Here is a 25,536-nt window from a genome sequence, read left to right as displayed (position 1 = left end):
AATGCTCCGGGTATGGCGCAGAATCGGGGGGACGCTCACGCCGAGGCGGGCTGAGCATGACGTGCGCAGTGCTCGCAGCAGAAGACGGAGCCCGCTGCCTCCACGCCGTGCCCGATGACCGCGCATCCGCAATGCGCGCACCGCGGTGCCATCGCATGGATGGCACATTCGAACGAATCGAAGGTGCCGGTTGCTTCGCCCTGGGTCACGGTGAAGCAGTGTGCATAGTTGTTGCCACAAACATCGCAGGTAGCCATCTGCAGTTCCTCGCGTGATCAAGCGGGAAGGAATTCTCCGCGTGCGCACCGGCCGGCAAGGTGAAAACAGGTAAACGCACCGTGTAGGCGATGCCTGGAGCAGCTAGCCCCCTGCTCGCGCCTGCGATCAGCGCGTTCGCCCAGCGCCCTTCCCGTTCCGGTGATGCGCGCGCAGGATGCGCAGCACGGCGCTTTCGCGGGCACGCGCTCCCCGCAATGTACGCAGGGGTTCCAATGCCCCCGCATGCCAGGCGTCGAACACGCAGGGGTCCACATAGGCCCTGCGACAGACCGCCGTGGTATTGCCCAGCACGGCCGCCACCGCATCCATCACCTGCCGTTCCACCGTGGCCGCTGCAGCGGGGTCGGCGGCGTATCGCGCCAGTTCGAACGCGGCGGCGGCGGTACCGCCCCAGGTTCGGAAGTCTTTCGCGCTGAACGCGCCTCCCATGGCCTGCCGCAGGTAGTGATTGATGTCCCCCGAATCGATCGGCACGGCCGTTCCCTGCGCGTCCACGTACTGGAACAACGATTGACCGGGAAGTTCCTGGCAGCGGCGGAGCAGGCGCACCAGTTGTGGGTCATCGATTGCATGGCGCTGCCTGCGCCCGGACTTCCCGGTGAACTCCAGCAACAGACCACCTCCGGCGCATCGGCCCAGATGTCGGTTGCGTAGCGTCGTCAACCCATACGAGCCATTGCCGCGGGCGTAGGCGTCATTGCCCACCCGGGCCAACGTGCGCCCCATCACCGCGATCACCAGCGCCAGCACTTTCTCGCGCGGCAAGCCGGGCAGCCGCAGGTCGGCACGCACCTGGCGGCGCAAGTGTGGCAACGCCGTGCCGAACTCCACCAGGTGCGCGAACTTGTCGGCGCTGCGCCGCCGGGTCCAGTCGGGGTGGTAACGGTACTGTTTGCGTCCGCGGGCATCACGACCGGTCGCCTGCAGATGGCCATCAGGAGCCGCGCAGATCCACACGTCGCGGTAGGCCGGCGGTATGGTCAGTGAACGTATGCGTTCGAGCGTGGCCGCCTGCACCACGGGTTTGCCGTTGGCGTGTACGTAGCGAAACCCACGCCCGCAACGCAGCCTTCGTATTCCCGGCGCGTCGTCACTGACATATCTAAGGCCTGCGCCCATCGCCACGCGCTCCTTCCCTGCCCCTTGCGGGCAGCGGCCCATCGCCGCTGCCCGCCATCATCCTCAGCGGGCCGGTGCCCCCATGACCCGGATGCCGGTCGCATCCACCTGCTTCACACCCTGGATACCGCGCGCAACCGCGACGGCACGTTCCTTCTCGGGTTGGCTGCTTACCGTGCCACTCAGGTTCACCGTGCCATTGATGGTCTCCACCTTGATCTCAAGGCCAGGAACGTTCGAGGTCGTCAACAGGTCCGCCTTCACCTTGGTCGTGATCCAGGCATCGCTGCCCGGCTGTTCCGAGTCCGCCTTGGCCTCTTCGCGCTCGGTCGGCGGGTTCTCGGCGCTGACGATGGCGGCCGAGGCACACAGCGGCAATGCAGCCAGCAGGGCCCAACGGCTGAGTAGTGCTCGTTTCATGGATTTCTCCTTTGACGGAGCAGGTCAGCTCCAGGTCCAGCATCCGCCTGCGCGGGTTAACCAGCCGCATCAGCGGCACATCGGTTGCTCATGCGCCGATGACAATCATGTACATCGCCACTACCACGGCGGGATGCTGATGATCAGCGCAAGGATGATGACGATCGCGCCGATGATGGCTATGTTCCTCTTGGACAGAAGGCGACGACGTTTCATGGCTACCTGCTCCGGTGCGGGACTCAGGCCGACGTCGGCGGATAGACCGCACCGGATTGCTCCGGCCAGATCAGGTCGGACAGGTCATAACCCTGCATGCGCGCCACATTCAGCCATTCCTCGGCGACGCTGCGCTCCATGTGGCCCTGCCGGTGCAGCAGCCACAGGTAGTTCCGTGACGGCTCACCGACCAGCGCGGTCTGGTAGTCCGCGTCGATCTTCAGCACCCAGTAGTCGCCCTTGGTGAACGGCACCCATTGCAATGCCTCGGGCAGGAAGCTCACCTCCAGCCGCGCATTGCTCTCGTCCACCGCGCGTGCCGTGCCCACCGACTGCTCCAGCTCGCGCTTTTCGTTGATGCAGGAGTTGACCACGCGGATCGAGCCGTCCTCGTTCAACGAGTAGTCCGCGGTGATGTCGCGCGCGCCCACATCCTCGTGGCGCATCGGCTTGCGCGCGATCTCGAACCAGAGGCCGAGGTAGCGCTCGATATCCAGGTGCGGAACGCTCAGTACTTCAGTGTCCATTGCGGTCTCCCATGTGCATGAAGTCATGAGAGCAAGCGCGCCTTTAGCGGCACGTGAAAGGAACCGGCCGGGGCCCTCACCGGACACTCATCCGGCTTGACGGGGGTGCAACGGCAACGCTTCAGAGCGGCAGGATCTCCACGCTTGCGCGCAGGATCGGCCCGACCAGTATCTGGTAGCCGTCCAGGTCGAACGCGACTTCGGGGCGGCTCAGCGCCGCGGCCCGCGCGAGGGTGTCCACGCTCCCCAGATAGGCCCAGTTGCGGATGACGTGGATCTGCCGAAGCCCTTCGCACTGCTCCACGATCCCGACGCCGCCGGCATAGGGCCACACGCGCCGGTGGTGCGCGCGAAGCGCCTCGTGCAGCCGTCGGCGGTGCTCTTGCATCGGAAGCTGGCCACAGCATGCGCCCGCGCAGCGCCCAAGCCGGTACCGGAAACAGGGCTGCCCCGCCGTGGACGGCTCCAGCCCCAGCACCGAACAGCAGAGCCCATGCGCATCGGCCAACGTGCGCAGCAATGCCTGCGCGGCGAACCTGCTGGCGAAGACCCCGTAGGTGGTGGTATCGCCGAGCGCATGGACATTGCGGATCTCGGGCGTGTCCCCGGGCAGGGTGATGCCCAGCAGGCGCCGGTGCCGCCGCAGGCGGATGTTGAAGACCGGGAGCTGCTGCTTCACCAGCCGGGCCTCCAGCAACTGTGCGCCGATGTCGCCGGCCGTGCGTACATGGCGGACGCGTCGCGCCCGCTCCAGCATGCGACGCGAGCCCGGTGCCCGCAGGTGATCGGCCACGCGACGGCGCAGGTTGATGCTCTTGCCGATGTAGAGCACTTCATCGTCCTGTCCCAGGAAGATGTACACGCCGGGTGCGGGCGGCAGCGCCTGCAGGCCCTGCAATTCCATCGGTGGTTTCATCGACGCAGGGTACGTCGCCATTGCTTAACGGCCGGGGCATCCACCGCGGTCATCATTGTCAGCGTACCGGCAACGCGACAGCCACGGCGTACTAACTGCCCAGCGCGCAGGGTACTGGCACGGCAATGCCTGCCGTGCCAACGGAGCAACGCCATGACCCTCCTGCAAGCCGGTCACCGGCTCGGGATTTCATCGCGGAACGACGCCAAGCCCGTTCCTTCCGACAACCTGCCGCATCCGGCGCCTCGCCGCGAGCCGAACCCCGGTACACCGCCCGAACCCAAGAAGCACCGCGAGCACGACGACGAGGAAGAATGAACGGGGCGTCGGCCTCGCCTTCAAGCACAAGCCCCGCGTAACGGGGCTTGTGCAGAACCGGACGATGGGTAGCGGACGTCAGGCCGGCATCGGCTCCGCGTCCTCTGCGGCGGCCTGCGCCGTTGGATTCAGCACCGGCGCACCGATCCGCGTCAGCGTGTTGCGATCGGTGTGATTGAACGGCTCGGCCTGGCCCGGGATCACCAGCACCGTCGTCTGCTCATACGACCAGGTGCCATCGTCATGGATGGTGACCTCGATGTCGTAACTCTCGGTCCGGAACGCATGTTCCAGGAACGGATTGGAGAGGATGCCGTTGGTGGTGGAGCCGCGCACCGCACGCAGATGGAAGCGCTTGGCGTCCGGCGCGGCCGTGCCGACGGCCATCGCCGTCTGTCCACGCGGGATGGACAGCGTCAGGATGATCGTCCCGGTCGCCGGCTCCCACAGCCAGTGGCCCACCTGGTCGTGAAACGTCTCCACGTCGTCGGGCTTCACGATGCGTGTGTGGTAGCGCAGGCCGTAGAACAGCTGCGGGCCATTGGTCTGTGCGTCAATGGGATGGAGCTCGTAGTGCTCGATGAACGCCTGATGCTCCGGACCGTCCGCCTTGGGATTCACATCCATGCCGCGCTCGCCGCGCCAGACGCCGGCCATGGGTGCCAGCGGGCCCAGGTTGCCCAGCGTGTTGGGATCGGGGGTCGGCTCGGTGTAGATGTCTTCAGGGAATGTGGTCATGGCGCGCAGGGTGTACCGCAGCAGTGAATTGGCGCATTTTACCCGCTGCCACCCCGAATATCCCTGCCGGTCCCGCGCCCGCCCGATCCGCGGGCACGGAGCGCCCACCGCCCCGACACAACCGATGCCCATGGACTTCCCTGCCTATCTCACTGAACTCGCGGCCTTGTATGCGGCCAACGATCAGGCCCTGCAACTGGCCCCCGGCGTCAGCGAGGATGCGCTCGCTGACGCCGAACGGGAGCTTGGCTTCACGATCTGCCCGCTGCTGAAGAGCGCCTGGCGTCATGCCAATGGCAGCGAGGATGCCCAGACCGTGTTCGCGCGCCCGGGCTATCTCACCGGCTACCGCTTCCTGTCGTTGCAACAGGCGATGCAGCAATGGCGCGGCATGCACCGGCGCGCGCCCCAGTACGACGGCTACGAGGATCCCCGCCCCCGGGACGTGCGGCTCCAATCCGGTTGGGCGCAGCAGGGCTGGCTGCCCTTCGCCGGCTTCCATGCCCCGATCCTGATGCTGATCCTCGACCACAGCCCTTCCGCGCACGGCCGTCCCGGCCAGATCATCAGCTTCACCCACGACCCGGATGCGATGGACCATGTCTGCGACGGGTTCGCCGCGCTGTTGCCGCTCTCGCTCACGCAGATTGCCGACGCACCCGAGGACCTCCTCCTCGAATGAGTGGCAGCGACATGCCCACCCATCCACCTAGGCTCCGGGACGCCAGGCCATCGTCCGCGAGCGCCTGGACTTCGGCCATTCTCGGCGCCTCCTGCCCGCGCATTCGGCGCCGCAGGCCCACTCGATCTGCGGGTGTTTGATCGAGGCACTTTTGCCGCGCCTGCCCGAATGCTCTCCCCATGCGGTGTACCGACACCGCACATCGCTCACAACCCGACAGCCCCCTGCCGGCCTGTGTGAAGCACGGTGATGGAATGGCAGGCGTAGCGGATGAAATCGGCAACCGCATCTGGCTGGCCTGAGAGCGTGTCCGGTGCATGTCCCAGATACGCCGCCCGCGCAGCGGCCAGGACGCGTTGATACCGCTCGTCCAGCAGCGGGAGCAGCCAATCGGCGGCACCATCCTTGGCGGCGATCCGACCGGTGACCGTCGTGTACCAGATGCGCGCCAGCGCCAGAACGATATTGCGCTCGTCCCCTGCCCAATCTTCCGGCACCTGCCACTGCGCGACGGTGTCCTGCAATGCGCGGCCAACATCCGCATCGGGGACCGGCTCAAACAGCGCTTCCGGCGAGGGCCCGAACAGCGCCACGCCGTGCGCCTGCACCTGCCTGAGCAGAATGGCCAGGTCGTGATCGAGTACGGGCGCCTCGAACCGGCCCGCGACGATGTCCGACCGCAACCATTCCCCGAACTGCAGCTCCCGGCGCGCGGGATACCGCCATGGCACCACACCGTCGTACGCGACCACCGTCAGCTCCAGAGGACGCAACACCGCATCGACAGATGGCGGCGCCGATACCGTCAGCAGATCCACCAGCAATGCATTCCGCACACCCTCATCCGGTGCCACGGCCACGGTGACGAGCAGGTCGACGTCACTCGACAGCTTGAGCCCGCCCAACAGGGCCGAGCCAAACAAATGGACCGCCATGATCGTGTCACCGAGATGGCGTTCAACCACGCGGTGAACAGCGGCCAGCTGCAGATTGATCGAAGGAACCGGAGAGTCATGCATGCCGGGAGTGTAGCGTCGCCTCCCCTTCGATGCAGGCAATCGCACATCTGCGGCGGCACGGGGATCCGCAGCTCAACGGGCCAGGCGGCCCATGCCGCGCCTGGCCCCAACTGCATGCTGACGACGTGGATGGCCGATCAATCCCAGAAATCGATCCTGGTGTAGGAGGTGATGTCCTCGCATGCCATCCCCACCAAGCCCGCCTGCTGACAGGTGACGCGTAATGCTTCATTGCAGACCAGGGCATGACCCAGATCCATGCACAGGAAGGCCGCGGCCTCGGGCACCTTGCCTCCGTCGACTACAAACGCCTCAACCTAATTCAGCACTGGGACCGCTGGGAAATACTTCTGATGCAGCACATCGCCGGTCGTCAGGTCCCGCTCCAAAGTACAACGTGAACGCTGCAGATCAATCACCGAAGCCCATGCCGACCAGCACAGGTAGAAGTACTGTGTCCCCGGCGCTGCCCCGTTTGCGAGCACGACATCCAGCGGAATCGCGTCAACGCCGATGTTGAAATGGCGGCACACCGCCAAGAACCGATCGGACGCCATCCAGTTCACGTCCCAATAATCGACGTCCGGTCGCGCGTGTCCAGCCTGGTACATGTAGCCCGATCCTGATCTTCCCTGCGATGGGTCATGATTGAATGCCCTCCACTCCCACGCCCTGTTCAATCGACCCTTGAGCACGGCCGGGAAATCATCGTCATTGGAGACATACTTGACCCGATAGAGCGGCGCGACCTTGCGGCCGGAATGTCAACTTCGTGACGAGATTTTTTCCGGCCACACCTGTGAAGCACACGCCAGCGCATCCGATGCGCTCTCAATCGACAAAGATTCTGGCGAGATACCCGCAGTAGAGGCACAGGCCAAACGACGATTGCCCTGCACGTTGCAATGCCTCGATGTCTGATCTCCTACCACGCCTACAACTCAAGCAATGTCCGGGAACTACTTTTTGATCACCTCGCATGGCACGTTACTCTCATCGCCCAACAAGAACTCCCTCAAAGCGAGATCAACCGCCTGAAGGGGCACCACATAGGTTGACGGGTAGTCGACGGCCTGCCCTCCAACTGTCACCTCGGTGAAGTCGTCAACGTCACGCCCAGGGTCAACAATGTTCACGACTTTATCCAGGAAATCCATCGTAACGACATATCCATCACATCCGCCGCCCACAAGAATGTTCCCATCGGAAACAACGATGCACACGAGCGTTCTATCCAACCCATTCAGACGTCCAATCGCATTCATTGCACCATCAAAACTAAGATCATCAATGCGAACAGATTCCGCATACGCGCCGCGGCGCACCTCTTCAGTAAGTTCATTTATTGTGCGCATGGTGCCTTGAAAACTCGGGAGCCAGAGGGAGAGTGAACAAGTATCTCATCAAGCCCCAGTGCTTTGGCAAGCGAACCCACCCCATTTGAGGGGCCGCAGGCATGACACAGATCTCTATCGACCCACATTTCGGCAACCCTGGCCTTACCTACCATTCCAGCATCTACAGCCTGTTGAGCCGCATTTCCCTCAGCATGAAACTTCGTAATGTTGTTTATTGGCCCCGCCGTAAAAGGATTTTTTGGATTTTGAATTCGGCTATTCATACCAATAAACTCACGATCACCAACCTTCAACAATGCGATGGTGTTCTGGGAGTTCTTAACCCCTCCCAAAGCAAGCATGTCCTCATCCGCAACCGACAGGAGACCATTCTGGTCTCTAAAGAATGCGATCGATTCCCACGCACTGCCAGCAGATAACCCCAAAGGATCCACCCAAGCCAAGGAGTTTTTTCCATACCCATACAAATTGATGCTGGTAAGCAACCCCAACGGATCTTGCACCAAGAACGCATCCAAATCGGGGTCGTAGTATCTATACCTATTATATGCGAGCCCCGTCTCTTCATCAGCATATTGCCCTTGCAGGGCGATATTATTACCACCCACGCAATCGGCCGCACCCGAATCACCACTATCAGCCGCAGCACGTTGCCAGACCACATCACCGACAGCATTCAGCAGGCGAAGCGCACTTCCATTCGCGTCAACCTGAAAGATCGATACACCTGCTACTCCCGAGTTTTCGCCACACACCACATACGCCACATCATTGGCATTATTCGACTCTTCATAGAAAGCCGAATTCTCACCTTGTCTGGGCACCAATGAAGGCTCACAACCGGTTGCCACATCACTTTTACTTGGAGCAGAGCCCGTGCAGCCCCCTCCCCTATTTCCACTCTCCCGCCCCAATCTCGACCCAGCACCCAGGATTCCAAGCGGGCTATCAGACTTGCCACTTGCGACCATGGGAGGCGCTACCACCCGTTGGACAATAGAGCCTCGACCGTCGTCCACTGGGCTCGCTCCCCTCCCCACTAGATGAGATCTCTCCTTTGATTGCAAAGGAGAAGTGACCAACGCCAACGGCACAAACGTCCCCGGGTAGTACACATACTCCCGCACCCGCTCATGCAACATCTCCAGCCGCCGCTGCCTGCGCTTCACTTCCACCAGGCTGGCCACGTTCCCTACCCAGACCGGCACCGCATCCTCGGCGTCATTGGCCTGCTGCACCTCGCCCAGCAACGCATCGCCATCCCAGAAGAACCACGTCGTCTGCGTCGGATTGCGCTTGAACACCCGACGTCCCAGCGGGTCGTAGCCGTAGTACGTTGATTGCCCGTTGCGGCGGCTCTCCGCCAACCGATGGTTGGCATCCCAGATCAGCGTCAGGTCATCCGGCGCGTCGCCATGCGGTGCGCCCTTGTGCACCAGGTCGCCGGAGCGGTCGAACACGTAGTGCACGCCCTGGTAGGTGCCTTCGCGCGTCCAGGTAGTCTGCTCGTCTTCGTCGCCGCCCACCACCTTGCGCGCCTGCACCTGCTTCACTTCGGTGCGCAGCCGGTCGCCCGCCGGGTCGTTGAAGTAGCGCTCCACTTTCTGCTTCGGATCAATATGCTCCAGCAGGCGACCAATGGCGTCGTAACGGTACTCATCCATGCCCTGCACGCTGTCGCTGCGCCGGGTCAGGTTGCCACTGCGGTCGTAGTCGTAACGCGTCTCGAACAGCGGTGCGGCATCCTTCAGCACCGACTGCGAGGTCAACAGGTTGCGGCTGTCATAGGTGAACTCGCGCTGCAGATGCGGGCTCAGCTGCTCCCGGGTAGTGCGCCCCAGTGCATCGCGCTCCATCGCGATCGGCGGCTCATCGTTGATGGTCACCGACACCGCCTGATCACGCAGGTCGAAGCCGAACGCCACCCGGTTGCCGGCCGAGGTCTCGCGCAGGACGCGGTTGCCGACCGCATCGTAGGCATAGCCCACGCGGAAGCCATCCTGCAGCTCTTCCAGCAACTGTCCTACTTGATCGTGCTGCCGCCTGACCGTTCGCGCCGGATTGCGCAGCTCAACGAGCTGCCCCAGCTTGTCGTAGATGAAGTGCTCCTGCACCTGCTGGCCCGGATGACGGACATCGGGCAGCGTCTTGCGGATGATGCGTCCGAGCTTGTCGGTGGTGAAGGCGATCCGCTGGCCCAGCGGGTCCACCGTGGCGGTCAGTCGCCCCGCAGCGTCATAGGTGTACCGGCGGGCCTGTCCCCAGTAGTCGACCTCCTCGACAATGCGGCCCAAGGCGTCGCGCACCAACTGGTAGGTTTCACCGCGCTGGTTGATGACCGCGACGAGCTGTTCCTCGGAGTCATACCGATACTCCACGCTGTGGCCATCGGCCTGCAGCCGCTTGCCGATCTGACCGATACCAACGTACTGCAGGCGCGTTTGACCACCAGCTTCATCGGTGTAGCGCACCAGCTGGTCCTCGGCGTCGTACTCGCAGCGCACGCCATTGCCGTCCGGTCCGACCGTGCCCAGCAGGCGTCCCTTGATGTCGTACTCGTAACGACTGACCTGACCGAGTGGGTCCGTCTGCTCCTGCACGTGGCCCATCGGGTCATGCACGTAGCGGCTCTCGTGGCCCAGTGCATCGATCACCGCGGCCACCAGCCCGTGGCGGTCATAGCGCAGTCGCGTCACCGCCTGACGGGCATTGGTCTGCGCGAGCAACTGGCCCTGCCGGTCGTAGTCGAAGCAGGTGGTGGCGCCCAATGGATCCACCTGCGCGACCAACAGGCCCTGCAGGTCGTACGTCTGGCGCCAATCGGCGCCATCGGGTGTCCGCAACGACACCATATGGTCGTCCTGGTCGTACTCCATCTGGACCGAGGTGCCGTCGGCACGCGTCAGGCAGGTCAGGTTTCCGTGGGCGTCATAGGCAAAGCCGGTGCGCAGCCCCTCCGGGTCGGTCACCGCTACCGTGCGGCCGAAGTCGTCGTACTCGAACAGCGTGACGCCATCGAGCGGGTCGATCTCGCACAGTGGCAACTGGTTTTCATCGAACTTAACCACCGTCAGGTGGCCCAACGAGTCGGTGACGCGCGTTTCCCTCAGCAACGCGTCGTATTCGAAGCGATAGTCGTACAGGCCGCCATCACCCCAGGAGTGCACCACCCTGCCCTGTGCGTCGAACGCATAGTGGAAGGACAGGCCGACGCGATCAGTATGGCGCACCATCCGCTGCTGCTCGTAGCCGAACGTGCGCGGCGCACCCAGTGCATCGACGGCGGCGAGCAGGTCGCCGGCATCGCCATGCCGGTAGCTCACCAGCGGGTGAAGCCGGCCGGTGGCCGGATCGTGCAGGGCCATCCGCTCGATGCGGCCATGGCGCGCATCCACCTCGATGAAGCGCCCCTGCAGGTCATCCACCCCGCTTTCGACGATGCGGACGAGATGGCCATCGCGTCGCTCGAACCGCCAATGATTGCCGTGCGCGTCCTCGATGCGCTCGATGACCAACGCGCCCCTCGCCGGCAACGTGCTCACCCCGCCGGGTCGCAGCACGCCGAATACATACTGCAACCCACCCTTGAAGCGCACCCGCCACTGCCCCTGACCCCGCAGCAACCGGGCACCATCGACAAAGTCCAGGATCGCACCCACCTCGCCGTCCACCGCCGGCAGCTCAGGAAAGAACGCCACCTGGTCCGGCGCGGACAGCCAGGCGCTGCCATCGTCCAGGAGTTCCAGGCGTATATCGGCCGGCGTCAGCCAGCCGTTGCCGCACAGGCCCGGCTCTGACCCACGGCGCGAGCCGTAGCTGCGCGTCCACGCCAATGGCAGGCGGCCGGGAACATGGAAGTCCTGGTGGTTGACCACCACGCTGCCGTCACGGATATCCACCGGCTCGGCACGCAGCACCTTGCACTTGAGGAATCCCGGTGGCAGGTTGCCCCACCGCGCTCGCCGCCAGTTCGCGAATGCGTCCATCTTCTTGCGGAAGAACGCACTCTTGCGCAGCTTGCCCAGCCCCGCGAACGCCGCACGGAATGCCAGTGCCGTCCACGACACCGTCGGCGGACCGCCCACGGTGACGCTGGTGGGAATGGCCACGTTCAACCCGGTGGGCAACGACATCGCGCGCAGCGGCTTCTTGGGCTTCTTCACCCGGAACGGGTTGATCATGCCGGCCAGGTTGCAGTCCAGCACCGGCATGGCGAGCCGCGAGAACGGCTCCCCGTCGGCAGACACGGTACGGCTGCCCATGAAGATTTCTTCACCGTCGAACTGCGGCCCCATCGGCGCTGACAACGGCGGCGCCCACACCCCCATCGGGATGTGGATGTCCAGGCCCCCGGTACCGGCGGTGGCGCGATGCACGCCGTTGACCTTGATGGTCGAGCCGATGAACGGGATGTAGTCGAACGGATCCAGCACCAGGCCGATATGCGGCGTCGGCAGCGGGCTCGGCGGCACCGCGTACATATGGATGTCGATGCCCAACTGGGGGTCGAAATGCTTGGCGGCGATGCTCATGGCAACACTCCCTGTCCGCTATAGCGCGCGCGCCAGAGCGCGCAGGAAAGCCTTTACCTCGTCCCGGTAATCGGCACTGATCCACGCCACGACGGCGATGCCGACGACGATGGCCACGCTCATCCAGAGGATCTTGTTCGACTTCATGCCAGGGCCACTCCCGTGGTCGTTGCGGGTGTGACCGGGCTGGCAGGTGCCGGCTGCAACAACGCGGCCGGGTCCGGCAGCGGCTGCATGGCCGGCGGCTCGCTCCACACCGGAATGTCGTGGTCCAGCGGGTGCTCGATGGCCGGCAGGCCATTCCAGCCCGGGTCAAGGAAGTCGCGGCCCACCGCCACGATCTTGCGGAAGAATTCGTCGCCTCCCTGGATCACCCGCTCGCGCTCCTGCTGGGCACGGTGGAAGCTCTGCTCCAACGCGCCATCCAACTGCGCGTCGATCCGGTCCAGCGCCGCCCGAGGCGGCAGCGGCCCCAACGCTCGTGCCTGCGCATCGGCTTTTTCAAGCAGGAGCATACTTGCCTGCAGGTAGTGGGCCGACACCTCCTGGAGCTTTTCGCAACGACGCGTGTCCTGCAGCAACAGCAGGTCCCACAGCGCCTGCGGCAAGGTGGTGGCCTTGCGGTCGGCCGGTGACAGGGGCTTGGCGGTCCGCACCGCCTCCAGCAGGTGCGTGCGCGCCGCCTCGCGCTGGCCGGCCTGGAGTTGGCACCAGCCGGCCATGCGTTGCCCTTCCAGCGTGAACATCGGGTGCGGGATGCTGGCGGCCGAGGTGGAGGCCTGAAGGTAGGTCTGGGCGGCACGCTCGTGCTGTTTGGCCGCCAACCAGCAGCCGGCCTCGCCGAACCAGCTCTGCATCACCAGTTCCGGTGCGGCGGCATTGCCGGCCACGCGCGCCCCTTCGGCCGCGCTACGTGCCTGTCGATAGGCGTTGATGGCCTGCGCGTGGTCACCGTACTTGAGCCATGAACCGGCGAGCATCATCTGCACCACCGACTGTTGCTCCTGCCAGCCCTGGCGCAACGCCAGGCCCTGGGCCCGCTCGGCGCGGGCGGCGACCTGCGCCGGCGTGCCACGCTCGATCAGCAACATCATGTCGGCCATCAGTTGCCGGTACAGCACTTCCGGGCCGCGCCCGCCCGATTGCGCAGCGGTGTCGCGGGCGATGGAGAACAGGTCCACCTCCGCCGTGATCAAGCCGGCCTTGTCGCCCAGGCGATCCAGCAGGCTCTGCCAACGCGGCTGCTCCTGGCTGTCGATCAGTACCAGCCGCAGCCGCGGCCCCGGGCCGGCCGCCAGGGCGGCCTCCACCCAGCGCTCGAAACCCTCGCCCGGCACGCAGCGCTCCGGCTCCAGCACGGCCGCGAGCAACCGCATCTGTTCGCGGTGGTGTTCGACGAAGCTCTCCAGCACGTCCACCACGCCCTTGGCGCTGTCCGCGTGCGCCTCGTGCGGGCCGCGCCAACCCAGCGGCACCTGCTGCTCGCGCAGCTCGTCCTGGCTGGCCAGGTAGCGCTCCAGCAGATCGCACTTGATCTGCCGGCTGTAGCGGAAGCCGAGCTCATAGGCGGTGTCGATGCGCAGGAAGTAGTCCGGCGTATCGCGCCCCTCGTCGTGCCGCTGCATTTCGAAGAACGCAGCCAACAGGCGGCTGGCGTTGGCCGGCAGGCGCCACACCAGCAACCGGTGGGCCGGCTCCGCACTGGCCTGCAGCCAGGCATCTCGCAACGCGCTCAAGCCGCGCAGCATCGGGTTGTCCTGCATGCATTGCCTCCCGGGCCGGCTCAGCAGTTGAGCTTGATTTCGCTGCCATTGACCGAGACACCGCTGGCATCGATCACCACCACCGAACCCCCGGCGCTGATCGTGATCGCACTGTCGGTGATCTCGATGGATGAACCACCCACCTTCGCGGTGAGCTTGGTCGCCGACTCCAGGCTCATGTCGCCATCGGACCCCTGGGTGAAGGTACCGGAGGCGTCCTGCGAGTAGTTGCCGGTCACATCGACCACGCGCGCCCCGACATTGCTGTCGTCCACCTTGCCCTGCACCGCGCGCTTGTCCTCGCCGGTGATGGTGGTCTTGCGCCCCGCATCGAACGTCTCGGTGACCAGGCCGACCACGTTGCGCGTGGACGTTGATGTCACCGTCTCCAGCCAGGTGCCGGTGCGCTGGCTGGTGTAGTCGCCGGTCAGGGTGGTCTTGAACGGGCCGGTGATGGTCTCGGTGTAGCCGGCAGCGGTGATGGTCTTGGTTTCGCCGGCTTCGTACTTCTCGGTGACCGCGCCGGTGACGTTCGTGGTGCGCGTTGCCTTTGCCGTCAACGTGTCCGCGCCGGTCACGGTGATGCCGCGGGTGCCGCCCACGCTGATGTCCTGGTTGGCGCCCACGTCCATGCTGTGGTTCACCGTCACCGACGTGGACTTGTTGTTCTTGACCGTGGCGTTCTGGTCATTGAGCACGGTGGTGACCATGTCGCGCTGGGCGCGCATGTTCAGCAGCTCGCCGCCGGCGCTGTCGTGCATGGTGATCTCGTTCCAGCCCGCGCCCTTGACGGTCTTGGACTTCAGGCCGCTGACCTCCATGCCGAAGGGTGGCATGTTCTGCTCGTTGTATACGCGGCCGGTGATGATCGGCCGGTCCGGGTCGCCATCGAGGAAGTCGACGATGACCTCCTGCCCCACGCGCGGCGGCGAGACACCGCCCATGTCTGCACCAGCCCAAGGGCTGGCGCTGCGGATCCAGCACGAGGCGTTCTCGCGGCGATCCAGCTGGCGGTCCCAATGGAACTGCACCTTCACCCGCCCATAGGCATCGGCATGCAGCTCTTCGCCCGGCGGCCCGACCACCGTCGCGGTCTGCGGCCCGGGCATGCGCGGCCACGGCGTGGTGCGCAGCGGCCGGAACGGGATGCGACGGCGCAGGACTTCAGCGCGCATCTCCACACTCGGCGCTTCGGCGCTGCCGAAGTCACTGGCGAAGTTGTTCCGCCCTTCCCGCTGCAACGCCACCACGAAGAACTCGCGGTCAGCACCGTCACGTCCGTGGAAGTCCGGGTGACGCTCCAGGCTGAAGCAACCGCCCGCGTCCAGCTCGCCGGCATTGCCGGCACATTCGAACAACTTGGTCGGCCACACCACCTCTTCGTTGCGCACCGCTGCCAACGCCTGTCCGACACGGCTGTTGGAGAACCGTGCCGCACCGTCGTAGCGGTACTGCTCCAGCGGCGGCAGCAGGCCCAGTGGCACCTCGTTGCCCCGATCGCCATCCAGCTGCTGGCTGGGCTGCTTGAAATCAAAGCTGCGCAACGTCTGCATGCTGGGGCCAACACGGCGACGTGCGCCCCAATGATGCAGGCCGGTCCGTGCCAACGTGCCCTGGTCCGAGACGAAGGAAACCGCCAGCGGGTCACCGTGCACGGTGCTGAGCGTGGAGTCATCGCTGATCACCAGCGTATGCCCGTCCTCGTCATGCACGAAGCTGTAGTAGAGGCCGGCGTCTTCGAGCAGGCGGCTGACAAAGGCAAAGTCCGACTCGTTGTACTGCACGCAGTAGGAGAGCGCCGGCAGCTTGCCGGCATTGAGGTCGTAGCGGTACCGCGCCAGGGCGGAATACCCGTCGAACACCTCCTCGATGATCTGCAGGACGTTCTTGTCCTGGAAGATGCGGCAGTTGCAGGTGTAGTCCAGGAAAGCGAACCAGGGAGCCACCTCCGCGCGATAGCTGCTGAACTGTGCCTGCTGGCCAGTGCTGGCGAACTCACGCACGTAGCCGTGCACGCTGCGGTTCCCGAACTCGTCACCAAGCTGCAGGCGCAGCGGCTGGCCCACCAGTTGCTTGAGCTCCAGCCGGGGCTGGGTGGAAAGCAACTCGATGCGGTAACTGAAGGGCCGCGACGCGCCTTCGGAGCCATCGAACTGCTTGACCAGGAATGTCTCCGGCTCCAGTGCCGTCTCCACGCGGATCAGGCGTCGGTCCTGATGCAGGCGTTGCACATCCAGGGCGGTAAGCAATGATGCAGCGGACATTGGGCGCTCCGTCGTCCCATGTAGGTCGAGCCCGACTTTGCCATCAGCACCGGGAAAGCGCCATCATTTTGACGCTTCAAAATTCAATCACAAAGCTAAACAAGACGGTTCTGCAGCCCCGCTTCGGAATGCTCCCAATTCAGGCCTTGCATGTGCCCAACGTCGACGCACCACAAACCGTGATGCAGGCATGAAAACGGAGTCGGGCCCGCCAAAACGAAGGGCGGCCATTGGCCGCCCTTCGTTTCATTTCCGCTTGCCTTGCGCTCAGTACCCGGACCGGTACACCGGAACGACCGGCACCAGCGGTACGTACTGCACTTCGCGGCAGCCGTCATAGCGGCTGCAGCTGCCGAAGTACCCCGGCCCCCAGTAGCGCTGGCGCGCATCGCGGTTGTACGGGCTGTTGTAGAAATCCGGCCGGTACATGCCCGAGCCATGGTAGGTGTAGGGCGTGCTGCCGAGCGAGCTGGTCTGGCGCGCCGTGTAGGCTTCCGACGGCGCACCGTCATTGGCGACATAACCGAACTCGTTGTCGTAACGCACGAGCCGGTAGTAGACGGTTTCCCCACCCTGCTTGCGGCTGTGCAGGCGCTCGAGCTGGCCACCGCCGGCGTCGGCATAGGCCTGCCCATTCTCGAACACCACCTCGCTGGGGTTGACCTGTTCTTCCTCCATCGGCGGTGCGGCGTTCGCGCCACATGCGGCGGCAACCAACACCAGTGCCGCGCTCATCCTGATCAATGCCGTGTGACTACGCATGACTATCCTCCGTGATACCGCCCCGGGCCTGCCGGAGCCGATGATTGAGCCTTTGCCGATCCCCTTGGTTGGCCCGAGGGAGCGCGTCCATCACGGGCGTCCCGGCCTTCCCCACGCTCGGCACAAGGGCCGAGTATATGCCAGCCTCCACTGGCACATCGTGAAGCCGCGCACGCGCGGCTCAGCGAGCGGGCGAGGTCTGCCCGAATCGCTGCATCGCGGCGCGGATCAGCTGCCGCGCCTCCCCGGCATCGCCCCAGCCATGCAACTCGATCCGGGCACCGGCCGGGAGCTGCTTGTAGACGCGGAAGAATGCCTCGATGCGCTCGCGCTCCATCGCCGGCAGGTCCTGCAGGGTGCGCAGCGCGCTGTAGCTCGGGTCAACCGCATCGCTGGGCACGCCGACGATCTTCTCATCGGCCTGGCCGCGGTCGACCATGCGCAGCACGCCCAAGGGACGGAACCGGACCACGGCCCCTGGCTGGATCGGGAAGCGGGTCAGTACCAGGGCGTCCAAGGGGTCGCCATCGCCGGCCAGCGTGCGCGGCATCGAGCCGTAGTTCGCCGGATAGGCCACGGGCATCGACAGGAACCGATCCACCCGCAACTCACCGTCCTCGCCAAGCTCGTACTTGATCGCGCCACCGGCGGGGATCTCGACCACCAGCAGCACGTCGTCGGGGGCCGTCTCCGGCTGTTCCAACCGGATCGGATGCAGCACGACATCGCCCGCCCAGGCGCCCGGCGGCGTCAACGCCAGCAACAGGACCATTGATCGCAGCACTCGCATCCTCTACTCCCAGCAGCGGTCGTCGCGCCCCTTGGGCGAATGCGGGCGCGGGCAATCACGTTGCGCAATGCGCCCCTTGGTCACTTCGGTGAACCGCCGTGCCTCGCCCCTGCCACGACGAATCTCGAAGGCGTCGTACAGGCGCCCGGTCGCGGTCCGCGCCTCGTAGCGCAGGGTGCGTCCTTCGATCCGCAGCACCTGGAACAACTGGGTGTCCTCGGCCACCGGTCGCATCGTCGCGCGCGCCTGTTCGGACAGGCGGTACTGCTTGGGGCCCGCCACAGAGGAGATGTACTGCGGCAGGTCGCCTGCCTCGTCGGCACGGCGTCCGTAGGTGTGGTCGTGCCCCTGCAACACTAGGTCGACGCGGTGGCGGCGCAGCACCGGACGCAGCTGCTCGGCCAGCACCGTGTTGTCACGCTCGGCCCGCAGTGGATACAGCGGCTGGTGTACGACGACGATGGTCCAGTGCGGTCGCTCACCGGTGAGCACGCCGTCCAGCCATTGCGCCTGCTGCGCGGCCGTGCCCAGGTCCAGCGCCGAGGTGCCGTCGAGCACCACCACGCGCAGGTCCTGGTAGTCGAACCAGTACGTGGTGCTGCGGGCCACGCCCGCACCATTGCCCGGCAACGCGAAGCTCACCGGCCAATGCCGGCCCAGTACGCGTCGTTCCTGCGGGGTGTCTTCGAACTCCTCGAAGTACTCATGGTTGCCCGCCGCCGGTGCCACGGCCATTCCCGGCAGCAGCCAGCCGCCCGCGGCGAACCATTCGCCCCATTCGCTGTCGTCCTGCCCGTCGCCGCCGCTGACCAGGTCACCGGCGAACACGGCCAGCCGCGCGTCCGGTGCCGTTTGCCATCCCTGCCGGATCACCCGGCTGACGTGGCTGAGGTTCTTGTTCTGGGTGTCGCCGAAGTACAGCACTGTCAACGACTGGTCGGCGGTACCTGCGGTGCGGAAGTGGTTCCACGCACTCCAGCTGCCCTGCCCCTGCACGCGGTAGGCATACAGCGTGTCCGGCTGCAGGCCACCGACATCGGCGTGGTGGAACTGGGCCGCGCCGTTTTCTGTCTGCAACGCCTGGCTGCGGGCGGTGATGCGCCGCACCTGCCCCATGTCCGGCGAGTCACCGGCCAGGGTCACCTCCAGTACCGCCGCCGCATCCAGCGGCACGCTTCGCCAGGACACCGCAAAACCGGTGGCGGCATCCTGCGCCGGGGAAGCGACGATGCGGTCGGGCATGGCGGTCGCCGCATAGTGCCGGCTCCCCACCGGCACCTGTGTGTTCGGCTCTGCGGCCGGAGCGGCCCCCACCGCCCCGGCCGCGACCCACAAGGCTGCCAGCAGCAGCCACTGCCTCCCGCCCCCGGAACTCACAGCGCGCAGTCCTGCGGCAACGACAAGGCCTTGGCGATGTCACGCCAATCGAACGCGACCACCCCCTGATCGTCATGCACGGCGTACAGCGCTCCCTGCGGGAAGCGCGCCGATGCCTGCTGGCCGTTCCAGATGCCGTCGGTATTGGCCACCACGTCGCCGTGGAATGCCCCCACCGGTGCCAGCGTCCGGCGGTCGAACAGGTGGAACACGCTGCGATCCTTGCCCTGCTCGGTGGTGATCCACCAGCCACCGTCGCCGCAGGTACGCAGCATCACGCCCTCGGCTTGCGCCTTGAACTGCCCGTTGCCGAACGTGTTGCCGGTGAAGTCACCGGCCAACGTGTAGACCTTGAACTCGCTGGCATAGGTTTCGTCTTCCTCGGCCACCAGCAGGCGGTCATTGGCCGGGTCACCCCAGATCGACTCGACCACGCGCAGCGCGCCCTTCGCCGAGGTGTCGCCGATGCTGCGGACCAACCGCGCCTGCACCGTGCCGTCCCCGACTTCGACGTGGTAGCGACGCACGCGTTCGTTCAATCGCTCCAGCGCCGGCAGGATGTCATTGCCGGCCGCGTCCTCGCCGTCGTCGTAGGAATCGGTGACGTACACGTCGTAGCCGCCCTGCGCCGGGTTCACCCAGAGCCCGTAGGGCTTGCGCAGGTCACCTGCGGCGAACACGCCCAACGGCTTGAAATCAGGCAACTGCAGGACCTGCACGCGATGGTTGTCGCGCTCGACGATGAACACCAGGTCGCCGCTGACGGCGATGCCGTTGGGGCGATCAAACTGCCCCGGGGCGGTACCGGTGCTACCCACGTCACGCAGGTGCTCGCCGCTCTGGCCGTCGTAGACGACCAGCTTGTCGGTGGCCTTGGCGGTGGCGATCAGCCACAGCGCGCCGTCGGCGGCCCGCCAACTGGCGGGCGAGTCGATGTTGTCGGCCGGCGTCATCGGGGTCAGGAAGGCCTCGGTGACGCGGACCGACGGCGCCGCGCCCTCGGCGACGTCCTCGGCACTGGGCGGTTGCGTCGACTTGGCGGTCGGTTGGCAGGCACTCAGTGCCAGCACCAGCGCGGTGCCCAGCAGGGCGGCCCTCACAGTGCCACCTTCAGGCCGATGGCGTAGGTGCGGCCGTACTCTTCGTTCTGCAGGGTGCGCGAGCGCACGCCCTGGTAGAGCTCCAGCGGTTCGTCGAGCAGGTTGGAGGCCTCCAGGTACAGGCTCACGTTCTTGCTGAACTTGTAGTCCAGGCTGAAGTCCAGCTGCGTATGCGGCGCAACGTAGATATCGAACGCTTGGCTATCGCCGATGCTGTCCAGGTACTCGCTGCGGTAGACACCGGCAAGGCGCGTGCTGAAACCGCCCCACTCATAGCCCACATGCGCGCTGTAGACGTTCTTCGAGGCACGCGGCAGGGTGAAGTCGTCGCGCGCGCGGTCGGCCATGCCCGGGTCGAAGTCGGTATCCAGCCAAGTACCACTGGCGCCGACCAGCAGGCCCGACCATGCACCCGGCAGGAACGACAACTGCTGCTGCCAGTTGAACTCCGCGCCGAACACCTTGGCCTTGTCGCCGTTGAGCGAACGGGTGACATCCATGCCCGGGTATTCACTGTCGTTCTTGCTGGTCACTTCGACGATGTAGCCGTCGATGGACTTGTGGAATAGGCCGAGCGAGACGATGCCGCTGTCGCCCAGGTAGCGCTCCACCGAGAAATCCAGGTTGGTGGACTCATACGGATCCAGCTGCGGGTTGCCGACGCGCACTTCCTCGTCCTGCACGTTGACGGAAAGGCGCGGCGAGATGTCCCCGAACGACGGACGCGCCACCGTCTTGTTGACCGAACCGCGCAGCACCCAGTTGTTGTCGGTGTCATAGCGCAGGTGCAGGCCCGGCAGTACGTTGGTGTAGCTGCTGCTGGCCAGTCGCGGCGACACCAGGAGATCGCCATCCTCGTCGACATCGACCTGGTTGCCGGTCGCGTCGAACTGGGTGTTCTCCACGCGCACGCCGCCGATCACGCGCAGTGCGCCGATGTCCCAGGTGCCCATGGCGTAGGCGGCGAGGATGTCCTCGTTGGCGGTGTAGTCCTCTTCCAGCGACGCCATCGTGTTGCCCAGCGCCTCCTTGGAGCGCTCGCTGTACAGGCTGCCATTCTCGGCCCACCAGCGCCGCATCGCCGCCGAACGCATGCCCTGTCCCAACGGACCACCGCGGTGGTCGAGCGTCTCGCCGTTCCACTCGGTCAGGTCGACCGCCGGCCCCTTGCGCAGGTCGGTTTCATCGACGTTGACCGCGCGCTCGCGCCAGCGGCCGAGCAGGCCGAACTTGTAGCTGGCGTGGTCACCGTCGAAGCGGATGTTGACCTGCGCGCTGCGCTCGCTGTCATCCACCTGCTTGGGCGAAAGCACCACGCGGTTGAACGCATAGTTGCTGCTGTCCATCCAGCCGGCATCGCTCAGCGACAAGCCGGGGATGCCGCTGTTCTGGTCGATGACCGCGGACAGGTCGTCGCCGTCGTAGTCGAAGCGCGCCTCCATTTCATCGTTCACGCGCTCGCGGGTCTTGGTATAGCCCACGCGGTAGTCCAGCACCGCGCCGCTCAGGCGGTTCTCGCCGCCGAGGCTGGCGGCAAAGGTGTTCTCTTCCTTGGTGCGGTAGCGCATGCGCTTGCTGATCGCATCGGCGGGCAGCTCGTCCACCTGGTAGCGCCCATTGCCCAGCGCGCTGATCTGGCCGTCCTCCAGCGCGAAAACGGTACGCTGGCGGGTTTCGGCATCATCGAAGCGGCTGTACAGGGTCCGCAGGTAGTAGCGGTTGTCCTCGTCCGGGCGCCAGTCGAAGTTGAGGTTGGCACCGGTGCGCTCACGCTCGATGGTGTACTTGCGGCGCTGCAGCTCGGTGGCGACCAGGTCGTCCTGCCGGTCGTCGTCATACGTGTCATACGCCACTTCGGTGTTGTCCGATTCGAAGGTGCGCTTCTGGTAGTTCACGCCCAGCGCCACGCCGAAGGTGTCGTTGAACACTTCGCTGTAGTTGAACGCCGCCTTCGGGCTGGTCTCGCCGGACAGCTGCTGGTGGCTGGCCTCCACCTTGCCCTTGAGCGAACGGCCGTCGCGGTCGAAGGCCGACGCCGATTCCACCACCACGCTGCCGCCGATGGCGTCACCGGGCATGTCCGGGGTGGCCGACTTGACCACGCGCAGGCGCTCGGTCGAATCGGTGGGAATCACGTCCAGCGGGGCCGCACGCGAGGAGTCTTCCGGCGTACCCACGGCAATGCCGTCGATGCTCACGCTGTTCAGCGCGGCGTCCAGGCCACGCACCACCACGAAGCGGCCCTCGCCCTGGTCGCGGGTGACGCTCACGCCGGGCAGCCGCTGCAACGACTCGGCCACGTTCATGTCCGGGTAGTCGCCCATCGAATCGGAGGCCACCGCGTCCTGGATGCCGTTGGCATCCCGCTTGAGCTCCACCGCGCGGGTCTGCGCCTCCAATTGCGGACGCACCTCGACCCGGTCCAGGTCGATTGCCGCCGCAGCGGCAGCCGCGGTCGCCGAGCCATCCGGCCCCACCTGCTCGGCCCTTGCCGGAGCCGATGCCATGCAGGCCACCGCCGTTGCGACCGCCACCACCAGAACACCCTTGCGCACTATTGCCCCCAAACCATGTAAAGGATGGGTGGGCAAGGTATTTCCGAAAGTTTGCATGGGGGTTACAGCCACGCGGCTGCAATGTTTCAGTCACACTGGCCGAGCCGGGATGCAGGCGTCAAACTGTGGCATCTCCCTACCGCGTAGTACCCCAATGAAAATCGTCGAAGTCCGTCATCCGTTGGTCCAGCACAAGATCGGCCTGCTCCGCGATCCGGCCATGAGCACCAAGGATTTCCGCGAGGTCGTCAATGAGCTGGGTACCCTGCTGGCCTACGAGGCCACCGCCGACCTGGAAACCGAGAACCATACCCGCGACGGCTGGGCCGGCCCGGTGCAGGTCCAGCGCATCGCCGGCGCCAAGATCACCGTGGTGCCGATCCTGCGCGCCGGCCTGGGCATGCTGACCGGCGTGCTGTCGCTGATCCCGGCCGCCCGCGTCAGCGTGGTCGGCCTGCAGCGCGACGAGGAAACCCTGCAACCGGTGCCCTACTTCGAGCGCCTGACCGGCCGCCTGGAAGAGCGCGATGCGCTGATCCTGGACCCGATGCTCGCCACCGGCGGCACCCTGATCGCCACCATCGACATGCTCAAGCGCGCCGGCGCCCGCCGCATCAAGGGCATTTTCCTGGTGGCCGCGCCGGAAGGCATCGAGGCGGTCAAGGCGGTCCACCCCGACGTGGAGATCTTCACCGCGGCCATCGATGAGCGCCTCAACGAGAAGGGCTACATCCTGCCGGGCCTGGGCGACGCCGGCGACCGCATCTTCGGTACCCGGGTCGGCTGATCCGGCTTCCTGCCCCCGGGACATCCGGGGGCAGCGCTGTTCTCCCCTTCAGCGACGCAGCCACTGCTCTCCGTCCGCAGCCGGCGCTGCCAACGCGGCCCGTGCCTGCGGATCATCCAGCAGCTCGGCCTGCAGGAATGCCGTCCCCAGCTGCCGGGCGCGATCGAACAACGCCTCCGGCTCGCCGCCGATCAGGTTGTGGTCGCCGCCGGCCAGCACCACGCCGGTCTTGTCCCCGGCCGGTGCCGTTTCCACCGCGTACAGATGATCGGCGGGGTTGCTCACGAAGCCCGGCACCACGTCCTTGTCACCGGTGACTTCCAGCAGCGGGACCGCGAGCGAGGCATAGCTATCCGGCCCGATCAGGCCGGGAATCTTGCCCGGCGAGGAAAAGCCCAGCACCGCGACCACGGACGGATCACGCAGCGGCCCCAGCGTGGCCAGCGCACCGCCCAGCGCGGTCGATATCAGCGTACCCAGGCTGTGCCCGGCAGCGGCCACCGGCTTGCCCGGCCAATGCGCGGCAGCGTAGGCGCTGGTGGCGCGCATGTCGCTGAAGCGCTCGCCCAGGCTCTGCTGCAGGGTGAACTTGTCGCGCTCCGGGTACTTCATCGAATCCACGTGGACTGGCGCCAGCACTGCGAAGCCGGCGTCCACCCACGTCTGGAACAGCCGCTCGTAACGCTCCGGCCACGCGCCATGGCCGGATGAGAACAGCACCACGCCACGCACCTGCGCCGGCTCCCATACCGCCATCGTGGTGGAACGCTGCGCGCTTACCTGCAGCGGCTCCACCCGGGACGGGGCCGCCAGCGCCGCGACGGATGGCACCAGCAGCAGCGCGCAGAAGGCAGCACGACGGATCAGGCGGGAAATATTCATGGCATCGACTCCGCATCAAAGGATGGGGTCAATGTCCTCTCCGGCGCCCTCGCGATTCAGTGCCGGAAGTCAGTTTTTTTCGTGCTGTTGGTCAGCTCAGGCCGCCAGCGTGCGTGCCTTCAACTCGCCGACCTCGTGCGCGGTGGCGAAACGGCCCTTCTCGTCACGCACCACCTGTGCCATTGCGCACTGCGGGTCGTGGGTGAAGAACAGGTGCACGTTGCGGGCCAGCTTGTCCTCCAGGAAGGCGCGCTTCTCGTCGATCAGCAGCTCCGCATTGCGGTCGTAGCCCATGGTGATCGGGACATGTACCCAGGAGCGCCCGGGAATGAGGTCGGCGCAGAACACCACGCCGCCGCGCGGCTGGCCGTTGACCTGTTCCGGGCCGACGATCTCGGCCAGCATCAGCCCTGGCGTATGCCCGTCGCTGAAGCTGAAGCGCACCGATTCGCCCAGTGCCTTCGAGTGGGCACCCGACACCACTTCCAGCCGGCCACTGGCTTCCAGCAACCCCGGCAGTTCCGGGATGAAACTGGCCCGGTCGCGCGGATGCGGATGGCGGGCACGCTCCCAATGGGCCGCACCGACGACGAAGGTGGCATTGGGGAACAGCAGCTCCGGCTCACGCCCCTCCGACCACGGTGCCAGCAGGCCGCCGGCATGATCGAAATGCAGGTGGCTGAGCACCACCACATCGATGTCCTCGTGCTCGAAACCTGCCTCGCGCAGCGAATCAATCAGGATGTGGCGCGGCTCCATCACCCCGTAGCGCTCGCGCAGCTTGGGTTCGAAGAACGCACCGATGCCGGTTTCGAACAGCACCGTCTTGCCGCCCAGCGGGCTGGCCAGCAGCGCCCGGCAAGCCAGTTCGATGCGATTGAGTTCATCCGACGGCGACCACTTTTCCCACAACGCCTTGGGCGCGTTGCCGAACATGGCACCACCATCGAGCTTCTGCGAATTACCGCGGATCGACCAAAGTTTCATGTGAAAAATTCTAACCGGCGCACGTTAAATATTCGCAAGTTGTGAGTGGCGAATTATTGACGCGATGGGCCACCGGCACGCCGTGTCCGCCACCCCGCCGGGACGTGTGGCCTCGCTGGCCCCAGCCTCCCGCGACAGGGCCGGC

22 protein-coding genes are annotated in these 25,536 nt (G+C 65.6%); 3 read left to right on the top strand and 19 right to left on the bottom strand.

Annotated features, from left to right (window positions below):
• Positions 1–384: 384 nt before the first annotated feature.
• From VA603_RS04230 to VA603_RS04215, 4 genes are all read right to left on the bottom strand, one after another.
• Entirely contained in the window at positions 385–1,398 is a 1,014-nt protein-coding gene (locus tag VA603_RS04230) for a DNA topoisomerase IB (protein WP_323438002.1), read from the bottom strand.
• A gap of 63 nt (positions 1,399–1,461) precedes the next feature.
• Positions 1,462–1,818, bottom strand: coding sequence for a BON domain-containing protein (locus VA603_RS04225; protein WP_132863088.1), 357 nt, complete (start codon positions 1,816–1,818; stop codon positions 1,462–1,464).
• 239 nt (positions 1,819–2,057) lie between these two features.
• Positions 2,058–2,561 (bottom strand): lipocalin family protein, encoded by a 504-nt coding sequence (locus tag VA603_RS04220; RefSeq protein WP_132863087.1) that lies wholly within the window; start codon positions 2,559–2,561, stop codon positions 2,058–2,060.
• 121 nt (positions 2,562–2,682) lie between these two features.
• Positions 2,683–3,465, bottom strand: a complete 783-nt coding sequence (locus VA603_RS04215) for a GIY-YIG nuclease family protein (RefSeq protein WP_323438001.1) — start codon at positions 3,463–3,465, stop codon at positions 2,683–2,685.
• Positions 3,466–3,630: 165 nt separating this feature from the next.
• Between VA603_RS04215 and VA603_RS04210 the strand changes: the two genes are divergently transcribed.
• Entirely contained in the window at positions 3,631–3,795 is a 165-nt protein-coding gene (locus tag VA603_RS04210) for a hypothetical protein (RefSeq protein WP_165931122.1), read from the top strand.
• A gap of 78 nt (positions 3,796–3,873) precedes the next feature.
• Here the strand turns inward: VA603_RS04210 and VA603_RS04205 are convergent, their stop codons facing one another.
• Positions 3,874–4,665: an FABP family protein gene (locus tag VA603_RS04205; RefSeq protein ID WP_323438000.1), complete on the bottom strand. Its 792-nt coding sequence runs from the start codon at positions 4,663–4,665 to the stop codon at positions 3,874–3,876.
• On the opposite strand from VA603_RS04205, the gene VA603_RS04200 reads away from it, so the two are divergent.
• The gene (locus VA603_RS04200; protein WP_323437999.1) at positions 4,664–5,215 is read left to right on the top strand and encodes an SMI1/KNR4 family protein; all 552 of its coding nucleotides are present in this window, start codon (positions 4,664–4,666) and stop codon (positions 5,213–5,215) included. The genes VA603_RS04205 and VA603_RS04200 overlap by 2 nt on opposite strands.
• 206 nt (positions 5,216–5,421) lie before the next feature.
• Here the strand turns inward: VA603_RS04200 and VA603_RS04195 are convergent, their stop codons facing one another.
• The 12 genes from VA603_RS04195 to VA603_RS04140 form a co-directional block, all read right to left on the bottom strand.
• Positions 5,422–6,234: an aminoglycoside adenylyltransferase family protein gene (locus VA603_RS04195; RefSeq protein WP_323437998.1), complete on the bottom strand. Its 813-nt coding sequence runs from the start codon at positions 6,232–6,234 to the stop codon at positions 5,422–5,424.
• A 317-nt stretch (positions 6,235–6,551) separates the two neighbouring features.
• Positions 6,552–6,845 (bottom strand): hypothetical protein, encoded by a 294-nt coding sequence (locus tag VA603_RS04190; protein WP_323437997.1) that lies wholly within the window; start codon positions 6,843–6,845, stop codon positions 6,552–6,554.
• Positions 6,846–7,193: 348 nt separating this feature from the next.
• Positions 7,194–7,589 carry a hypothetical protein gene (locus VA603_RS04185; protein ID WP_132863082.1) on the bottom strand — a complete coding sequence of 132 codons (396 nt, stop codon included), beginning with the start codon at positions 7,587–7,589 and terminating at the stop codon, positions 7,194–7,196.
• Positions 7,577–12,124, bottom strand: a complete 4,548-nt coding sequence (locus tag VA603_RS04180) for an RHS repeat-associated core domain-containing protein (protein WP_323437996.1) — start codon at positions 12,122–12,124, stop codon at positions 7,577–7,579. The genes VA603_RS04185 and VA603_RS04180 overlap by 13 nt, the downstream gene beginning before the upstream one ends.
• An 18-nt stretch (positions 12,125–12,142) precedes the next feature.
• Positions 12,143–12,271: a hypothetical protein gene (locus VA603_RS04175; protein ID WP_263863683.1), complete on the bottom strand. Its 129-nt coding sequence runs from the start codon at positions 12,269–12,271 to the stop codon at positions 12,143–12,145.
• Entirely contained in the window at positions 12,268–13,887 is a 1,620-nt protein-coding gene (locus VA603_RS04170; RefSeq protein WP_323437995.1) for a tetratricopeptide repeat protein, read from the bottom strand. Before VA603_RS04170 ends, VA603_RS04175 begins: the two co-directional genes overlap by 4 nt.
• 20 nt (positions 13,888–13,907) lie before the next feature.
• Entirely contained in the window at positions 13,908–16,151 is a 2,244-nt protein-coding gene (locus VA603_RS04165) for a type VI secretion system Vgr family protein (RefSeq protein ID WP_323437994.1), read from the bottom strand.
• 267 nt (positions 16,152–16,418) lie between these two features.
• A complete protein-coding gene (locus VA603_RS04160; protein WP_313254443.1) occupies positions 16,419–16,913 on the bottom strand; it encodes a hypothetical protein in 495 nt (164 codons plus the stop codon).
• A gap of 181 nt (positions 16,914–17,094) precedes the next feature.
• The gene (locus tag VA603_RS04155) at positions 17,095–17,685 is read right to left on the bottom strand and encodes an inorganic diphosphatase (protein WP_323437993.1); all 591 of its coding nucleotides are present in this window, start codon (positions 17,683–17,685) and stop codon (positions 17,095–17,097) included.
• 21 nt (positions 17,686–17,706) lie between these two features.
• Complete coding sequence (locus VA603_RS04150; protein WP_425603653.1) at positions 17,707–19,080, bottom strand: purple acid phosphatase family protein; 1,374 nt, start codon at positions 19,078–19,080, stop codon at positions 17,707–17,709.
• Positions 19,077–20,180: an NHL repeat-containing protein gene (locus tag VA603_RS04145; RefSeq protein WP_323437992.1), complete on the bottom strand. Its 1,104-nt coding sequence runs from the start codon at positions 20,178–20,180 to the stop codon at positions 19,077–19,079. The genes VA603_RS04150 and VA603_RS04145 overlap by 4 nt, the downstream gene beginning before the upstream one ends.
• Positions 20,177–22,687, bottom strand: coding sequence for a TonB-dependent receptor (locus tag VA603_RS04140; RefSeq protein ID WP_323438079.1), 2,511 nt, complete (start codon positions 22,685–22,687; stop codon positions 20,177–20,179). The genes VA603_RS04145 and VA603_RS04140 overlap by 4 nt, the downstream gene beginning before the upstream one ends.
• 202 nt (positions 22,688–22,889) lie before the next feature.
• On the opposite strand from VA603_RS04140, the gene upp reads away from it, so the two are divergent.
• The gene (upp, locus tag VA603_RS04135; RefSeq protein WP_132863075.1) at positions 22,890–23,522 is read left to right on the top strand and encodes a uracil phosphoribosyltransferase; all 633 of its coding nucleotides are present in this window, start codon (positions 22,890–22,892) and stop codon (positions 23,520–23,522) included.
• Positions 23,523–23,570: 48 nt separating this feature from the next.
• Here upp and VA603_RS04130 read toward each other — a convergent pair whose 3' ends face one another.
• Together VA603_RS04130 and VA603_RS04125 are read right to left on the bottom strand one after the other, a co-directional pair.
• Positions 23,571–24,404 carry an alpha/beta hydrolase family protein gene (locus VA603_RS04130; protein WP_313254449.1) on the bottom strand — a complete coding sequence of 278 codons (834 nt, stop codon included), beginning with the start codon at positions 24,402–24,404 and terminating at the stop codon, positions 23,571–23,573.
• Positions 24,405–24,500: 96 nt separating this feature from the next.
• Entirely contained in the window at positions 24,501–25,391 is an 891-nt protein-coding gene (locus VA603_RS04125) for an MBL fold metallo-hydrolase (RefSeq protein ID WP_132863073.1), read from the bottom strand.
• Positions 25,392–25,536 lie beyond the last annotated feature (145 nt).

Source organism: Stenotrophomonas capsici (assembly GCF_034961085.1).
Classification (GTDB): Bacteria; Pseudomonadota; Gammaproteobacteria; order Xanthomonadales; family Xanthomonadaceae; genus Stenotrophomonas; species Stenotrophomonas capsici.
The sequence above is the reverse complement of the archived record's forward strand: the minus strand, read 5'-3'. Positions and strand labels throughout refer to the sequence as shown.

What these genes read in the sequence shown, in the direction of transcription:
- VA603_RS04230 (WP_323438002.1), bottom strand. Translation starts at nt 1,398, where the DNA reads ATGGGCGCAGGCCTTAGATATGTCAGTGACGACGCGCCGGGAATACGA.
- VA603_RS04225 (WP_132863088.1), bottom strand. Translation starts at nt 1,818, where the DNA reads ATGAAACGAGCACTACTCAGCCGTTGGGCCCTGCTGGCTGCATTGCCG.
- VA603_RS04220 (WP_132863087.1), bottom strand. Translation starts at nt 2,561, where the DNA reads ATGGACACTGAAGTACTGAGCGTTCCGCACCTGGATATCGAGCGCTAC.
- VA603_RS04215 (WP_323438001.1), bottom strand. Translation starts at nt 3,465, where the DNA reads ATGGAATTGCAGGGCCTGCAGGCGCTGCCGCCCGCACCCGGCGTGTAC.
- VA603_RS04210 (WP_165931122.1), top strand. Translation starts at nt 3,631, where the DNA reads ATGACCCTCCTGCAAGCCGGTCACCGGCTCGGGATTTCATCGCGGAAC.
- VA603_RS04200 (WP_323437999.1), top strand. Translation starts at nt 4,664, where the DNA reads ATGGACTTCCCTGCCTATCTCACTGAACTCGCGGCCTTGTATGCGGCC.
- VA603_RS04205 (WP_323438000.1), bottom strand. Translation starts at nt 4,665, where the DNA reads ATGGGCATCGGTTGTGTCGGGGCGGTGGGCGCTCCGTGCCCGCGGATC.
- VA603_RS04195 (WP_323437998.1), bottom strand. Translation starts at nt 6,234, where the DNA reads ATGCATGACTCTCCGGTTCCTTCGATCAATCTGCAGCTGGCCGCTGTT.
- VA603_RS04190 (WP_323437997.1), bottom strand. Translation starts at nt 6,845, where the DNA reads ATGTACCAGGCTGGACACGCGCGACCGGACGTCGATTATTGGGACGTG.
- VA603_RS04185 (WP_132863082.1), bottom strand. Translation starts at nt 7,589, where the DNA reads ATGCGCACAATAAATGAACTTACTGAAGAGGTGCGCCGCGGCGCGTAT.
- VA603_RS04180 (WP_323437996.1), bottom strand. Translation starts at nt 12,124, where the DNA reads ATGAGCATCGCCGCCAAGCATTTCGACCCCCAGTTGGGCATCGACATC.
- VA603_RS04175 (WP_263863683.1), bottom strand. Translation starts at nt 12,271, where the DNA reads ATGAAGTCGAACAAGATCCTCTGGATGAGCGTGGCCATCGTCGTCGGC.
- VA603_RS04170 (WP_323437995.1), bottom strand. Translation starts at nt 13,887, where the DNA reads ATGCAGGACAACCCGATGCTGCGCGGCTTGAGCGCGTTGCGAGATGCC.
- VA603_RS04165 (WP_323437994.1), bottom strand. Translation starts at nt 16,151, where the DNA reads ATGTCCGCTGCATCATTGCTTACCGCCCTGGATGTGCAACGCCTGCAT.
- VA603_RS04160 (WP_313254443.1), bottom strand. Translation starts at nt 16,913, where the DNA reads ATGCGTAGTCACACGGCATTGATCAGGATGAGCGCGGCACTGGTGTTG.
- VA603_RS04155 (WP_323437993.1), bottom strand. Translation starts at nt 17,685, where the DNA reads ATGGTCCTGTTGCTGGCGTTGACGCCGCCGGGCGCCTGGGCGGGCGAT.
- VA603_RS04140 (WP_323438079.1), bottom strand. Translation starts at nt 22,687, where the DNA reads ATGGCATCGGCTCCGGCAAGGGCCGAGCAGGTGGGGCCGGATGGCTCG.
- upp (WP_132863075.1), top strand. Translation starts at nt 22,890, where the DNA reads ATGAAAATCGTCGAAGTCCGTCATCCGTTGGTCCAGCACAAGATCGGC.
- VA603_RS04130 (WP_313254449.1), bottom strand. Translation starts at nt 24,404, where the DNA reads ATGAATATTTCCCGCCTGATCCGTCGTGCTGCCTTCTGCGCGCTGCTG.
- VA603_RS04125 (WP_132863073.1), bottom strand. Translation starts at nt 25,391, where the DNA reads ATGAAACTTTGGTCGATCCGCGGTAATTCGCAGAAGCTCGATGGTGGT.